This is a genomic window from Curtobacterium sp. MCLR17_040 (assembly GCF_003234735.1).
Classification (GTDB): Bacteria; Actinomycetota; Actinomycetes; order Actinomycetales; family Microbacteriaceae; genus Curtobacterium; species Curtobacterium flaccumfaciens.
Genome location: NZ_QKTE01000010.1, coordinates 19,768 through 32,468 on the forward strand (window position 1 = coordinate 19,768; position 12,701 = coordinate 32,468).

Genomic DNA, 12,701 nt, shown 5'->3' on the forward strand with positions numbered 1-12,701 from the left:
GGCGTGCGGGGTCGGATCAGAGGTCGTGCAGCTCGCGGTCGCGGAACCACTTCAACAGCCAGGCAGCACTGGTCCGGTCGAACGAGCGCGGGAAGTCCATCGTGCCGGACAGGAAGGGACTGAAGCCCGCTTCGGAGCGGATGTCCGAGTCGTCGAGCGCGCGGTAGGCCATCGACCAGCCGTCGAACCGTCGGCGCTCGATGTCCTCGCGCACCAGCGACTTGACCTCACCGTGACGGCGGTCCTTCGCGATCACGTCGTACCGGTCTTGCACGCTCCACGCCGGCCCCTCGAGCAGCTGCATGAACCGGCCGCCCTTGGCGAGCAGGAGCCCGGAGACCCCGAGCGCTTCGTTGCGTAGCCGGGACTCCGCGAGCAGCACCGCCATGGCCTGGTCGTCGAAGGGGACGACGGCACGGCTCATGTAGACGATGGAGACGAGCACTCCTCCATCCTGCTGGGTGGAAGGCCGTTGCGCGAAGCGGATGTCCGCAACGCGCCCTGCCCATCGGCGCTGCGGATCAGCCCTGCGGCAGCTCGTGCGCGGTGACGTCCTCGTTGCGCTTCTTCCGCCACGGACGGGCCGGGGTGTTCGGGCCGTCCCACACCAGGATCGCGCCCCAGGCGGCGGCGATCAGCGGCACCGAGATGATCGCGCCGGTGATGCCGGCGAGGACGGTGCCGGCGGTCAGCCCGATCAGGATGACGAGGCCGTGCAGCTTGAGGGTGCGACCCATCAGGACCGGCTGCAGGAAGTTGCCCTCGAGCTGGTTCACGACGATCACGATGCCGATCACGATGAGCGCCTTGACCGGGCCGAGGGCCACGAGCGCGACCAGGGCGGCGAGGATGCCGGCGGCGGTGGCACCGACGATCGGGATGAACGCCGTGATGAAGACGACGACGGCCAGCGGCAGGGCGAGTGGGACGCCCAGGATCGCGATGCTGACACCGATGCCGATCGCGTCCACAGCAGCGACGGTGGCCGTACCGCGGACGTACCCGCCGAGGGTCGAGACGACCCGGTCGCCGACGCGACGTGCTCGGGCGTAGCGCTCACCGGTGAAGGGGCGGAGCAGGAACTCCCAGATGCTCGGGCCGTCCTTCAGGAAGAAGAACAGCACGACGATCATCAGCACGAGCCCGGTCAGGAAGTTCGCGGTGGCCGAGGCTCCGGCGAGGGCACCGGAGCCGAACTGCGCGCTCGTGACGAAGTCGGAGGCCCCGGCGACGGCGTCGTCGATCTGCTTGTCGGAGATCGAGAACGGCAGGGTCTTCGCGAAGGTCTGCAGCTGCTCGAATCCGTCGACTGCCGACTTCTGCAGCTGTGCCCACTGGTTCTCGACAGCGACGACGATGAGCCAGCCGATCAACCCCAGGATCGCGAGGACGCCGATGAGCACCGCGAGGGTGGCCACCACCGACGGCACCCGGTGCTTGCGGAGCCACGACACCACGGGGTGCATGGCCGACGCGATGATGAGCGCGAGGAGCACCGGGATCGTGACGACGCTCAGGATGTTGCTCGCCCAGACGATGCCGGCGACGACCACCACGACGATGATGAGCTGCAGGCAGCGGGTCGCGAGGTGCCCGGCGGAGTCGGACCACGCGGCCTGGACCCTGGACGGAGGGACTGGGGTGGTCGGGCGCGGGGCGTCGCGGAAGAACGGCATGCCGGAGACGCTACCGACCGGACGGCCGACGCGCCGGTTCCGCCGGCTCGATCGTCCGACCGGTGTCCTGCCCCCGCGTCGCCGGGGCGACCAGGAACGCGGCGACCAGCAGGACGAGGGGCACGAGCATCGCCGTCTGCAGGCCGAGGTGCTCCCCGACGAACCCGAGCAGCGGCGGCCCCACCAGGAACGCGATGTACCCGGCGGTGGCCACCACCGACACCCGGCGGTCGCCGTCAGTGGGGTGGTCGCCCGCGGCGGAGATCGACAGCGGGAACCCGAGGGCGATGCCGAGCCCCCAGACGCCGGCGGCAGCCGCGGTGACGATCGGACTCGGTGACAGCACGACGAGCAGGACCCCCACCGCACCGACCGCGGCACAGACCCGGACGACCGGGGCGCGCCCGAACCGGGCGACGAGCGGGGTGCCGGCCGCGCGACCGATGAGCATGGCGAGCGCGAACCCGGTGAACACGAGGGACCCGACGGACTCGGGGGCGTCGTGATCGGTGGTCATCAGCAGCGGGAGCCAGTCGCTCGCGGCACCCTCGGCGAAGGCCATCGCCAGCGTGATGACGGCGATCATGGCGAGCTGCACGGTGAGGACGGAGCGGCGGTCTCCCCGACGGGTGCCGCGGGCAACGGCAGGCGCATCGGTCGGTGTCTCACGGGGCACCGGCCGCAGGTTCAGCGCCGCGAACGCCGCCAGCGCGGCCATCACCGCGGCGCCGACGAGCAGGTGCACCCGGACCGGGGTCCCCGCCGCCGTCATGGCGATGCCGACGACCCCACCGACCACGCTGCCGAGGCTGAAGCATGCGTGCAGCACCGGCACGACCGGTCGTCCGATCTGCCGTTCGACCGCGGCGGCCTCGACGTTCAGCCCGATCTCGGCGACGCCCGCCCCGAAGCCGATCAGGAACAGCCCAGCCCAGACCCCGGCGGCGACCTGCGCCGGGGCGAGCAGCGCGACGAGCACCATGCCGACGACGGGCAGCGCGCCCCCGAGCAAGATCAGCGGGCGGTTGCCGGTCCGTCGCACCAGCGCCCCGGCGCCGAGGATCCCGATCATCGACCCGATCGACAGCCCGAGCAGGACGAGGCCCATCGCCTCGATCGAGGCGCCGAGCTCATCGCGGATCGCGGGCGTCCGGGTGATCCACGTCGCGATCCCGAACCCGGTCACCGTCGACGTGGCGAAGAGTGCGAGTCGATGCCGCCCGGCCATGCCCCCATCTGATCGGTCCCCGGGCGGCCCGTCAAGGGCGACCGCGTCCCGCGCTTAGGATCGGGCGCATGGCGACCGTCCTCCTCGTCCGTCACGGACGCACCACCGCGAACGCCACCGGCGTCCTGGCCGGACGCACCGCCGGCGTGCGACTCGACGCCGTCGGCCGCGCCCAGGCCGAGCGGACCGCGGAGCGCATCGCCGCGGTGCCCGTCGTCGCCGTGGTGTCGAGTCCGCTCGAGCGCTGCCGGCAGACCGCCCGCGCGATCCTGGACCGGCAGACGGACCGGCAGACCGGTGCACCCGCCTCGCTGATCGAGCGGGCCATCACCGAGGCCGACTACGGGCAGTGGCAGGGCCGGAAACTCGCCGACCTGGCGAAGGAGCCCCTCTGGCGCACGGTGCAGGCGAACCCGAGCGCCGTCGTGTTCCCCGGCGGTGAGTCCATGCAGACGATGCAGTCCCGGGCCGTTGCGGCCGTCCGGCGCATCGACGCCGAGGTCGAGGCGGAGCACGGACCCGGCGCCGTCTGGGTCGCCGTGAGCCACGGCGACATCATCAAGAGCGTCCTCGCCGACGCGTTCGGCATGCACCTGGACCTGTTCCAGCGCATCGGCGTCGGCCCGGCCTCGGTGTCCGTCGTGCGCTACGGCGAGCACCGCCCGGAGGTCGTCGCGACGAACACCGAGTCCGGTGACCTGTCCTGGCTGCGCACCGCCCCGGCACCCAGCGGGGACGCCGCGGTCGGCGGCGGCGCGGGCCATCCGGAACCCGATGCGCACACCGGCACCGGGCGTCCGGCGCCCGACGCGCCCGCGGGTCCTGCCGGACCCTGAACGGCCGGAGCCGAGCGCTCCTACAATGCGGGTATGCCCACCATCGTCCACGGCTTCGACTGGCCGGACCGCCTCGTCGTCGGCACCATCGGCCGTCCGGGTGAGCGCGCCTTCTACATCCAGGCCCGCTCCGGTCGGCGCGTCACCAGCGTCGCGCTCGAGAAGGAGCAGACCGCCGTGCTCGCCGACAAGATCGACGAGCTCCTCGACGAGGTGGCGACCGTCGACGACAACCGCTTCAGCGTGCCGCCGTCGGTGCCCGTCGAACTCCGCGACCCGGAGCCGCTCGACCAGCCCGTCGAGGCCGAGTTCCGCGCCGGGGCCCTGAGCCTGGGCTTCGACCCGTCCACCGCGCAGGTCGTCATCGAGGCGTACCCGATCGACGACGAGGTCGAGATCGTGTCCGAGGAGAGCGAGGACGGCATCGAGATCGAGGCCGTCGTCGAGATCCCCGAGCCCGCCGAGCTGTTCCAGGTGAAGATCCCGGTCGGCACCGCCCGGGCCTTCGTCGAGCGCACGCGCGAGGTCGTCGCCGCTGGTCGTCCGCCCGGCGACGCATGAGCGACGGCTCGCTGTCCGTCCGGGCGCGCATCCGTGAGGCGTCCAACGCCACCTTCCTCGCGGAACTCGACGGCGCGACCGTCGTCTACAAGCCCATCGAGGGCGAGCGCCCGCTGTGGGACTTCCCGGACGGCACGCTCGCCGGCCGCGAGATCGCCGCGCACCTGGTCTCCGAGGCGTTCGGCTGGGGTGTCGTCCCACCCACGTGGATGGGTGACGGTCCGTTCGGGCCCGGCATGGTGCAGCGCTGGCAGGACGTCGACCCCGAGCAGGACGCCGTCGACCTGGTGGCGCCGGAGCTCGCCGAGGCGGACGGTTCGCCCTGGCTGCCCGTGCTCGAGGCCATCGACGAACACGACCAGCCCGTGACGCTCGTGCACGAGGACTCCGAGGCCCTGCGCCGGATGGCCGTCTTCGACGTCGTCGTGAACAACGCCGACCGCAAGGGCGGGCACGTGCTCGCGATGCCCGACGGCCACCGCTTCGGCGTGGACCACGGGCTCACCTTCCACGTCGAGCACAAGCTCCGGACTGTCTTGTGGGGCTGGATCGGGGAGCCGCTCGGGCCGGACGAGCTCGAGGGCCTCGACCGGGTGTCCGACGCCCTGCGCGGCGGTCTCGGTGACGAGCTCGCCGAGCACCTGACGGACGAGGAGATCGACACGCTCCGGGCGCGCTGCGCGGCCCTGCGCGCCGTCGGGATCTTCCCGCCGCCGCCCGGTCACGGCCCCGCCGTGCCCTGGCCGCTGTTCTAGACGCACCCAGGGACGGACTGGAGGCCCGTGGCGGTGTCGCCACGGGCCTCCCGTCCGTCTCGTGTGGGCTTCAGAGCCCCCAGTCGTCGCGGAAGAGCGCGCCGCCGGCCCCGCGACGCGAGCCGAGGTACGAACCGACCACGGCGACCCCGAGGTCGTCGTTCTCCGGCGCCACGACGCTGCCGTCCACCCGCTTCGCCATCGCGTCGATGAACCGGGCGAGCCCCGGGTCCTCGCCGAGCCGGAAGAACGTCGTCTGGGCACCGAGGCGTCCGGCGTTCTCGAGCTCCCGCACGGTGAGCGCGATCGTCACCGGGTCGGGCGGGTAGTCGAACCAGACCTGCCCGTTCGGCTCGAGGTGCGACGTGGGCTCGCCGTCGGTGACGATGAGGAGCACCGGTTGGGCCGTGGGGTGCTTCCGGAAGTGCCGGTTGGCGAGCAGCAGGGCGTGGTGCAGGTTCGTGCCCTTGTCCCACATCGCGTCCAGGCCGACGAGCTGTTCGACGTCCATCACCTCGGCCTCCCGACCGAAGGCGATGAGCTGCAGGTCGTCGCCGCGGAACCGGGTCGACACCAGGGTGTGCAGCGCCAGGGCGGTGCGCTTCATCGGCACCCAGCGGTCCTCCATCGCCATCGAGAACGACGTGTCGACGAGCAGCGCGACGCAGGCCTGGGTGCGCGCCTCGGTCTCCTGCACCTCGACGTCCTCGATGCTCAGGTGCACGCCCGCACCCTGTCGTCCGCTCGCCGCCGTCCGCACCACGGCGTTCGTGATCGTCCGGGGGATGTCCCACGGCTCGGTGTCACCGAACGCCCACTGGCGTGACGCCCCCGAGGGTTCGCCCGCGGCGCCCGAACGACGGAGGTCCCGTGCGCCCTGGCGACCGGACATCCGCTGGGCGACGTCCTTGAGCAGGCTCTTGCCGAGCTGCCGCATCGCCTTCGGGGTGAGCCGGAGCTGCCCGTCGGCACCGCGGCGCATCGCCCCGGAGTTCCGGAGCGCCTGCTCGAGGCGCTGCAGGGTCTTCGCGTCGACCGCAGCCTCGTCGCCGAGCTGCCGGGACAGCGCGTCGAGGTCCAGGTCATCGAGCTCCGAGCCCGGTCCGGACTGCGCGAGCTGGTCGGCGAGGGCGTCGAGGTCCGCGATGTCCTGGAACACCCCGGTGCCGTCGCCCAGCCCGAGCCCCTGTTCACCCTCCATGCGTTCGGATCCGCCCCAGTCCTCGCCGGGACGCAGTGCGCGCAGGGTGCTGTCGAGCTGGGACAGCTGCCCCATCAGGTCGGGGGAGCCGAACGCCTGCTGGGCGAGGGCGTCGAGTTCGTCCCGCTGCTCCTGGGTCATCGAGTTGCGCATGCGCTGCGCCGCGGCCGCGCGGGCTGCCAGGTCGTCGAGCAGCTCGTCGACGTTCGCGGGGTCCGACGGGAAGTACTCGCCGTGCTGGTCCATGAAGTCGTCGAACTGCTGCTGGGTGTCCTCGCCGCGGGCATGCGCCTCCAGCAGGGCGTTGAGGTCCTGCATCATCGCGCTGACGGCGGCCCGGTCCTGGTCGGTGGCACCCTCGAGTGCCTGCTTCATGCCGGCGAAGCGCTGGTCGAGCACCTCGCGGCCGAGCAGGTCCTTGATCTCGTCGTACTTCTGCCGCGCGGTCGGGCTCGTCCAGTCGTACTCGCCGAGCTCCTGCACGGCGGCAGCGGGGGAGGGCGACAGGCTGTCGAGCTGCAGTTCGGCCAGGGCACGGTCGCCGTCGTCGAGGTCGACGTTGCGGGCGAGCTCCCCGCGCTCGGCGAGCAGCGCCTGGTCGAGGAGCTCGCGCACCTGCTGCAGGGTGCCGTCGAGGTTGTTCTTGCTCGTCAGCTCACGGCGGCGCTCGGCCACCCGTCGGGCCAGGTCGTCGAGACCGCGCTGCGTCCGGCCCCCGCGTCGCAGGAACTCCCGCATCGCGCGCTCGGGCGACGTGCCGCCCATCACGTCCTGTCCGATGGCGTCGAGCGCCTCGGCCAGGTCGACCGGGGCGGCGAGCGGGTCGGGGCCGTCGGTGTACCGGCCGTACCGGGTGTCGCGCGTCAGGCGCCGGTTCTGCCTAGCCATAGACGGCTTCGCCCCCGCCGGACTCCTTGCTGATGCGCCGGGCCAGGAACAGGCCCTCGAGGGCGAGCTCGATCGCGCCGGCGCGTTCGCCGTCGTTCGTGGCACCCATCCGGTCGCACACCTGGTCGTACAGGTCGGACTCGCCGATCGACGGCAGGCCTTCGAGGAACGCCCGGGCGCTGACCTGCTCGCCCGTGGTCACCATCGTGCCGCCGTCGAGCGCGTCCACGAGCACCGCGAAGTCGAGGCCCTTGAAGCGGGAGCGCACGGTCTCGGCGGTCGCGGTGCGGAGCAGGTGCTCGAGGACCTCGTCGGCACGGTCCTCTTCGCCGTTCTCGAACTCGATCTTGCCGCCGAGGACGTCCACCGCGGTCTCCAGGTCGATTGGCCGCGCGACCGCCTCGTCCTCGCCCTGGCGAGCTGCGCGGTGCACCGCGGCCGCGGACACCGTCTCGGCACCGGCGATCGCGAACCGGGCGCTCACACCGCTGCGCTGGTCGACGGCGCTCGAACCGCGCAGTGCCCGCGTGAACCGGGCGAGGATCTCGATCAGGGCGTCGGGGACCTCGGCCGTCAGCTGGGCCTCCTGCCGGATGACGGCGATCTCGTCGTCGAGCTCGATCGGGTAGTGCGTGCGGATCTCGGCGCCGAAGCGGTCCTTCAGCGGTGTGATGATCCGGCCGCGGTTCGTGTAGTCCTCGGGGTTCGCGCTCGCCACGACGAGCACGTCGAGCGGCAGCCGCAGCACGTAGCCGCGGATCTGGACGTCGCGCTCCTCCATCACGTTGAGCATCGCGACCTGGATGCGTTCGGCCAGGTCGGGCAGTTCGTTGATCGCGACGATGCCACGGTGCCCACGGGGGACGAGCCCGAAGTGGATGGTCTCCGGGTCGCCCAGGCTGCGGCCCTCGGCGACCTTCATCGGGTCGACGTCGCCGATCAGGTCGGCGACGCTCGTGTCCGGCGTCGCGAGCTTCTCGACGTAGCGGTCGTCGCGGTGTCGCCAACTGATCGGCAGGGCGTCGCCGAGGTCGTCGGCGCGCCGGATGCTGGCGGTGGTGATCGGTTCGTACGGGTGCTCGCCGAGCTCGGAGCCGGTGATGACCGGCGTCCACTCATCGAGCAGGCCCTGCAGGGTGCGGAGCAGGCGGGTCTTGCCCTGGCCGCGCTCGCCGAGCAGGACGACGTCGTGCCCGGCGATGAGGGCGCGTTCGAGCTGGGGGATGACGGTGGTCTCGAAGCCGTGCAGGCCGGGCCACGGATCGGTGCCCTGGCGCAGGGCGGTGAGCAGGTTGTCGCGGATCTCGGCGCGGACCGTCTTCTGGACGTGACCAGAGGTGCGGAGCTCGCCGACCGTGCGGATGTCAGGTCGGGTCACGTTCTGGACGTTACGCCTTGTCGGACGGGAGGCCCGTGGCGGGGCCCGCCACGGGCCTCCCGTCCGTCCGCTTGTGGGTTTCCATCGCACTTGCGATCATTGAGATCCCGGCGACGGAGCCGGATTCGAAGTAGGGGGATCCGGCTCCGCCCCCGGTTGCTCGTTCCGCATCTGAACCACATCGGCGATCTCGGCGTACGGTCCCATTTCGTGAGCAGCGCGAACGCAACCATCAAGAGCCTGGTGCCCGCCAGGATGGACCGCTTGCCGTGGACCCGGTTCCACTGGAGCGTCGTCGTCGGACTCGGCGTGTCCTGGATCCTCGACGGTCTCGAGATCCAGATCGTCTCGAACGCGGGTTTCCAGGCGGACCTGAACCTGTCGACGCAGCAGGTGACGTCCCTCGGCACGATCTACCTGGTCGGCCAGGTCGTCGGTGCCCTGGTGTTCGGGCGTATGTCCGACCGGTTGGGGCGGCGCAAGCTGTTCATCCTGACGCTCGCGATCTACCTGATCGGTTCGGGCATCGCGGGCCTCGCGCAGGACTTCTGGTTCCTGGCGGCCTTCCGGTTCGTCGCGGGGTTGGGCATCGGCGGCGAGTACGCGGCGATCAACTCGGCGATCGACGAGCTCATCCCGGCGAAGTACCGCGGGCACGTCGACATCGCCATCAACGGCACGTACTGGGGCGGTGCCGCACTCGGCGCGTTCGCGAACATCTACCTGCTCGACACGTCCTACTTCGCCGAGAACATCGGCTGGCGCATCGGGTTCTTCCTCGGCCCGGTGCTCGGCATCGCCATCATCTTCCTGCGACGTCACATCCCGGAGAGTCCGCGGTGGCTGATGACGCACGGGCGCGAGGAAGAAGCCGAGGCCACCGTCTCCCGCATCGAGGCGTCGGTGGAGAAGGCGACCGGCAAGCCCCTGCCGGAGGTCGACCAGTCGAAGGCGATGACGGTCACGCCGACCGACCGCGTCGGGTTCCTGGCCATCGCGCGCGTGCTGCTGAAGCAGTACCCGACCCGCACGCTCGTCGGCGCGACGATGATGATCACGCAGGCGTTCCTGTACAACGCGATCTTCTTCACCTACGCCCTCGTGCTCACGAACTTCTTCGGTCTGAAGACGGCGGAGACGGCGGTCTACTTCTTCCCGTTCGCGATCGGCAACCTGCTCGGCCCGATCATCCTGGGGCGCTTCTTCGACACCTGGGGTCGTCGGCAGATGATCTTCCTGACGTACCTGGTCTCGGGCCTCGTGCTCGCCACGTCCGCGTTCCTGTTCCGGGCGGACGCGATCTCGGCGACGGTGCAGGTCGCGTTCTGGTGCGTCTCGTTCTTCTTCGCCTCGGCCGGTGCGTCGAGCGCCTACCTGACCGTCAGCGAGATCTTCCCGCTCGAGCTGCGGTCGCAGGCGATCTCGTACTTCTTCGCCCTGGCGCAGATCTTCGGTGCGGTCGCGCCGGCGATCTACGGTGCCTTCATCGGTGACGGCTCGTCGCGGGAGCCGCTGTTCTGGGGGTACCTGCTCGGATCCGCGGTGATGATCGGCGGCGGCGTGGTGGCCTTGATATTCGGGGTCGACGCCGCGCGGAAGGGGCTGGAGGACGTCACCCAACCGCTCTCGGTGCTCACCGGGGACGCGAAGTCCGACCGGAGGTGAGCCCTGCGGCGGCGGCCTGACATTCTGTATTCAGAGTGTTTAGCGCCGCCGTCGCAGCGCTGTCACTGTGCCTGCATGGCACTCCTCCACAGCGCGACACCGGCGACCACGATCCACGGCAGCGACCGCCCTCGCCTCGGGGGTGCCGTCCGTGCGTGAGCCTGGGCTGATGGAGCACACCCCCATCCGAGCCGGTGCCGGCGGCCTCGATCCCCACGGCCTGCGTCGCAGCCTGCTGCGCGACGCGGTGTTCCTGCGACTGCTCGACAACGTCCTGCGGGGGGAGTACCGCCGCGGACAGCGGCTGCGGCTCGACACCCTGGCATCGGACATGCGGGTGTCGCGCACACCGGTGCGCGAAGCCCTCGTGACCCTCGAGTCCCTGCAGCTGGCCAGCGTGCAGCGCTACGTCGGTGTCGTGATCTCGCAGTGGTCGGTCGACCAGATGATCGAGCGACTGCGGATCGCCCAGGCCCTGCTCGTCGATCCGCCGTCGAACTCCGTCGGGTACCACGACCGGTTCGACAAGGTGTGGCTGCGGGAGTGCTGGACCGAGGCCGGTGCCTTCGTCGAACTCGGCGCCTGGTACCTGCGGCGCCGCGGGTCGTCGGTCAGTGGCGACTGGTTGCTGTCGCAGCGCATCGTGCTCGACATGTTCTTCACCGACGACGTCGCCCTGGCGAACGGGATCGATGCCGTGGTCGACCGGCGACGACGGGTCGAGATCGTCGAGCGGGCCGTGGCCGCTGCTGAGCGAGACGCCCTCGACGACTGTGCCGCGGCGCTCCTCGACCTGTCGTCCGCCCTGATCGCCCTGCCCGACCGCTTCCGGGTGGTCGTGTCGGCCTGAACCGACCTCGGCTGCGGATCCGCTCAGGTCCGCGCCGACCGCCGTGGATCCGCAGGTCGCGGCACTGAGCAGCGAGTGTCACCGGTGTCCCTCGCACTGGATCGTCAGGCAACGTCGTGGCAGCCTTGACCGGTTGCCGTCCCCGGCGTGTCCACCGACGACAGGAGTGCCCGTGAACGACGTCCGCGATCGATCCCACCGCTTGAACCGAGCGTCCGGGATCGCACGGCACGGACGTCTGCGGCGCTCGAGCCCCTTCGCGACCGCTGCCAAGACGGTCTCCGCCGTCGTCGCAGTGGCCCTGGTGAGTTCGGTCTCGGTCACGGCGATCGCGGCGAAGCAGGTCACGGACGACCTCGGTGACGGCGTCGAGATCCAGGGCCAGCCCGCGCCGCAGGCGAAGGGCGGCGCGAAGCCGATCAGCGCCTTCAAGGGCGGGTTCAACATGCTCGTCGTCGGCACCGACAACGACCCCGAGCAGAGTGCGGCCTTCGGGGAGCGTGATGCGACCCTCAACGACGTCAACATCCTGTTGCACGTCTCGGCCGACCACACCAACGCGACCGCGGTGAGCATCCCGCGCGACCTCGTCACGCCGATCCCGGCCTGCAAGAAGACCGACGGCACGGGCACGGCTCCGGCGATGGCGGCGCAGCCGATCAACACCTCGTTCGGCGAGGGCGGCCTGAACTGCGTCACCCAGACCGTTGCCGGGCTGACCGGCCTCGACATCCAGTACTCGGCTGCGGTGTCCTTCAAGGGCGTCATCGAGATGTCGAACGCGATCGGCGGCGTGCCGGTCTGCGTCGCCCAGCCGATCACCGACTCGTACACCGGGCTGAACCTGCCCGCCGGCACCTCGACCCTGCAGGGTGACGAGGCCCTGGCGTTCCTGCGCACCCGGCACGGGGTCGGCGACGGATCGGACCTCGGCCGGATCTCGAGCCAGCAGGTGTTCCTGTCGTCGCTGCTCCGCACCGTGAAGTCGAACGACACCCTCGGTTCGCCGGCCCGCCTGTACAAGCTGGCCCGGGCGGCGGCGTCGAACATGCAGCTGTCCCAGAGCCTGAACGACATCGGGACGATGGTGCAGATGGGCCTGGCGCTGCGCGACCTGCCGTTGGCGCAGGTGAACTTCGTGCAGTACCCGGGCACCACGGGCGGCACCGGTGTCTACGAGGGCAAGGTCGAGCCGACGACGTACCTGGCCGACCGGCTGTTCGCGAAGATCAAGGCCGACCAGTCGTTCTCCCTCGGGGCGGACAGCACGGGCATCGGGTCGGAGACGAGTCCGACGCAGCCGAACCCGACGCAGACGAGTCCGACGCAGCCGACCGCTGCACCGAAGCCCGCGGTCCCCGCGACCCCCGCGACACCGGCAGCGCCGTCGTCCGCTGCGCCGCGCACCCCCTCGGCGACGCCCGAGACCATCGACGGGCTCGAGGGCCAGTCCGCCGACCAGCAGACCTGCTCCAAGGCGTTCGGGTACTGAGGCGCGGGCGGACGGTCGCTTGCTTGCCGCCTCCCGCTCCTGCCCCCTTCCGCGAAAGCGACAGAGTGCCGCCGAACATCCGCGGCGCTCTGTCGCCCTGGCGTGAGTGACGGCCGAGCTCGGCGGCACAGTGTCGCTTTCGTGGGCCGGACCGTGGCCGTGCGTGCGTTC

General features: G+C 71.0%; 11 protein-coding genes. 6 read left to right on the forward strand and 5 right to left on the reverse strand.

The window, feature by feature from the left end; translation table 11 throughout:
• Window positions 1–16: 16 nt before the first annotated feature.
• The 3 genes from DEJ01_RS10435 to DEJ01_RS10445 form a co-directional block, all read right to left on the reverse strand.
• The gene (locus tag DEJ01_RS10435; protein ID WP_017888306.1) at window positions 17–445 is read right to left on the reverse strand and encodes a BLUF domain-containing protein; all 429 of its coding nucleotides are present in this window, start codon (window positions 443–445) and stop codon (window positions 17–19) included.
• Between the two features lie 76 nt (window positions 446–521).
• The gene (locus DEJ01_RS10440) at window positions 522–1,676 is read right to left on the reverse strand and encodes an AI-2E family transporter (protein WP_111092935.1); all 1,155 of its coding nucleotides are present in this window, start codon (window positions 1,674–1,676) and stop codon (window positions 522–524) included.
• A 10-nt stretch (window positions 1,677–1,686) separates the two neighbouring features.
• The gene (locus DEJ01_RS10445) at window positions 1,687–2,904 is read right to left on the reverse strand and encodes an MFS transporter (protein ID WP_111092936.1); all 1,218 of its coding nucleotides are present in this window, start codon (window positions 2,902–2,904) and stop codon (window positions 1,687–1,689) included.
• 68 nt (window positions 2,905–2,972) lie between these two features.
• Here DEJ01_RS10445 and DEJ01_RS10450 point away from each other — a divergent pair, with 68 nt between their 5' ends.
• Genes DEJ01_RS10450 through DEJ01_RS10460 form a run of 3 tightly spaced genes read left to right on the forward strand, consistent with a single transcriptional unit; the run spans window position 2,973 to window position 5,056 of the window.
• Window positions 2,973–3,740 (forward strand): MSMEG_4193 family putative phosphomutase, encoded by a 768-nt coding sequence (locus DEJ01_RS10450; RefSeq protein ID WP_111092937.1) that lies wholly within the window; start codon window positions 2,973–2,975, stop codon window positions 3,738–3,740.
• A gap of 33 nt (window positions 3,741–3,773) precedes the next feature.
• Window positions 3,774–4,301 carry a DUF3090 domain-containing protein gene (locus DEJ01_RS10455; protein ID WP_071406497.1) on the forward strand — a complete coding sequence of 176 codons (528 nt, stop codon included), beginning with the start codon at window positions 3,774–3,776 and terminating at the stop codon, window positions 4,299–4,301.
• Window positions 4,298–5,056, forward strand: a complete 759-nt coding sequence (locus DEJ01_RS10460; RefSeq protein WP_111055397.1) for an SCO1664 family protein — start codon at window positions 4,298–4,300, stop codon at window positions 5,054–5,056. The genes DEJ01_RS10455 and DEJ01_RS10460 overlap by 4 nt, the downstream gene beginning before the upstream one ends.
• 70 nt (window positions 5,057–5,126) lie before the next feature.
• On the opposite strand, the gene DEJ01_RS10465 is transcribed toward DEJ01_RS10460, so the two are convergent.
• Window positions 5,127–7,145, reverse strand: a complete 2,019-nt coding sequence (locus tag DEJ01_RS10465) for a VWA domain-containing protein (protein ID WP_111092938.1) — start codon at window positions 7,143–7,145, stop codon at window positions 5,127–5,129.
• A complete protein-coding gene (locus DEJ01_RS10470; protein WP_027466108.1) occupies window positions 7,138–8,523 on the reverse strand; it encodes an AAA family ATPase in 1,386 nt (461 codons plus the stop codon). Before DEJ01_RS10470 ends, DEJ01_RS10465 begins: the two co-directional genes overlap by 8 nt.
• 210 nt (window positions 8,524–8,733) lie before the next feature.
• Here DEJ01_RS10470 and DEJ01_RS10475 point away from each other — a divergent pair, with 210 nt between their 5' ends.
• The 3 genes from DEJ01_RS10475 (at window position 8,734) to DEJ01_RS10485 (ending at window position 12,530) form a co-directional block, all read left to right on the forward strand.
• Complete coding sequence (locus tag DEJ01_RS10475; protein WP_372444921.1) at window positions 8,734–10,188, forward strand: MFS transporter; 1,455 nt, start codon at window positions 8,734–8,736, stop codon at window positions 10,186–10,188.
• A 169-nt stretch (window positions 10,189–10,357) separates the two neighbouring features.
• Window positions 10,358–11,038 carry a GntR family transcriptional regulator gene (locus tag DEJ01_RS10480; protein ID WP_111029874.1) on the forward strand — a complete coding sequence of 227 codons (681 nt, stop codon included), beginning with the start codon at window positions 10,358–10,360 and terminating at the stop codon, window positions 11,036–11,038.
• 172 nt (window positions 11,039–11,210) lie between these two features.
• A complete protein-coding gene (locus tag DEJ01_RS10485; RefSeq protein ID WP_111092979.1) occupies window positions 11,211–12,530 on the forward strand; it encodes an LCP family protein in 1,320 nt (439 codons plus the stop codon).
• Window positions 12,531–12,701 lie beyond the last annotated feature (171 nt).

What these genes read in the sequence shown, in the direction of transcription:
- DEJ01_RS10440 (WP_111092935.1), bottom strand. Translation starts at nt 1,676, where the DNA reads ATGCCGTTCTTCCGCGACGCCCCGCGCCCGACCACCCCAGTCCCTCCG.
- DEJ01_RS10445 (WP_111092936.1), bottom strand. Translation starts at nt 2,904, where the DNA reads ATGGCCGGGCGGCATCGACTCGCACTCTTCGCCACGTCGACGGTGACC.
- DEJ01_RS10450 (WP_111092937.1), top strand. Translation starts at nt 2,973, where the DNA reads ATGGCGACCGTCCTCCTCGTCCGTCACGGACGCACCACCGCGAACGCC.
- DEJ01_RS10455 (WP_071406497.1), top strand. Translation starts at nt 3,774, where the DNA reads ATGCCCACCATCGTCCACGGCTTCGACTGGCCGGACCGCCTCGTCGTC.
- DEJ01_RS10460 (WP_111055397.1), top strand. Translation starts at nt 4,298, where the DNA reads ATGAGCGACGGCTCGCTGTCCGTCCGGGCGCGCATCCGTGAGGCGTCC.
- DEJ01_RS10465 (WP_111092938.1), bottom strand. Translation starts at nt 7,145, where the DNA reads ATGGCTAGGCAGAACCGGCGCCTGACGCGCGACACCCGGTACGGCCGG.
- DEJ01_RS10480 (WP_111029874.1), top strand. Translation starts at nt 10,358, where the DNA reads ATGGAGCACACCCCCATCCGAGCCGGTGCCGGCGGCCTCGATCCCCAC.